General features: G+C 65.2%; 1 protein-coding gene. It reads right to left on the bottom strand.

Annotation, left to right across the window (positions count from 1 at the left end):
* The coding region (locus tag QHF83_RS53290; RefSeq protein ID WP_282425877.1) for a transposase at positions 1–1,234 on the bottom strand (1,234 nt) is incomplete at its 3' end.
* Positions 1,235–1,292: the final 58 nt, after the last annotated feature.

The raw sequence follows: 1,292 nt of genomic DNA, 5'->3' as shown, positions 1-1,292 counted from the left end.
CTACTCCTGAGCCATCCTTTCGGCGGCGTATTTGGACGAGCTGCCCAGCCGGACAGGTGACCGTATCGCTCGCAAGATCCATGTGAAACGCGTCCTTGGTGAATTGGCCATCAGGCGATGTAGGGGCCTGCACCTTCACATGGGCCGCAGCACCTGCGCTCTCGAGATGCTCGAGCACCTCGCCTGTGCCGTAGGAGCTATCGCCGTAAACGGCGATCGGCTCCTCGTGCTGCTTTCGCGTCTCGGTCTCCAACGCTTCCTTCAGCAACTCTTTGGCCACGCTGCCATCGGCGGCATTGCCCGGCGTGGCGATCGAGGACGTGATGATCTCCGAGTCCGGGTCGATTGCGATATGACCCTTGTAGCCATCGAAGCCGCGAGCCTGTGTCTTGTGGCCATGGCGCGCCTGCGGGTCGACCGTCGAAATGACGCGCTCGGGCGCCACGCGCCGGGCAATGCGGAAGGTGCCGTCTTCGGTCTGCTCCAAGTCCTGTCCCACGACCGTGGCCAGCAGCGCCGCCGCCTCGCGTATTGGCACGGCGAGCACGCGCCCATCCAGACGCGCGAGCAACGCATACGCATCGCGCGCCAGCGCATCCACCAGCGCTTCGCGTGCGGCTCGATCCTCCCAGTCGCACGCAGGCTTGCCGGCGGTGCTGTAATCGTCGTCCCGCTTCAGGACGCCGTGCAGCTCCGCAGCAAGCTCGTCGCCAGCCGCGCGGAGCAGGGCACGAATTGCAGAGCGGAGCATCGTGACGGTGTCCTGCGTGGCCACTGCGTCGTACAGCGGCGTCGAATCCAGCACGCGTCGACGGCCCACGAGCCCGGCCGCTTTGGCCACGTCGAGGACCGTGCGAAAGATCCGGTCGGGATCCTTCGACTGCCGCAATCTCTCGCGCATGTCGACCAGGACCGTATGAACGAAGCCGGGATACTCGAAGTCGAGCCCGCCGGCCGCGTACTTCCAGCGGATGTCGAAGCTGAACCGCTCGACCGCTTCCCGGTCCGAGAGCCCCTCCAGCCGCTGCAGCACCATCACCACCGCGACGATACGCGGCGGGATCGAGCGTCGACCGATGTCCCTGAACAGGTCCGCGAACGCCTCATCCGGGAAGAGCCGATGACACTCGCGGTGCAACAGGCTGTAGATCGACGTCGGCGACAGCTTCGCTCCGCAGTACGCCGACGTCGACCTCCACATCTCGCCCTGCTTCGGGGTTTGTCCACGGGACATGCCCCCCGCCTTACACCATCGCGCGATGGTTTGGTAGAGAAAAACACCAGCCATCTAG

The sequence above is a fragment of the Polyangium sp. 15x6 genome, from assembly GCF_029960785.1.
Lineage (GTDB): Bacteria > Myxococcota_A > Polyangia > Polyangiales > Polyangiaceae > Polyangium.
This window is presented reverse-complemented; position numbering and strand designations above follow the sequence as displayed.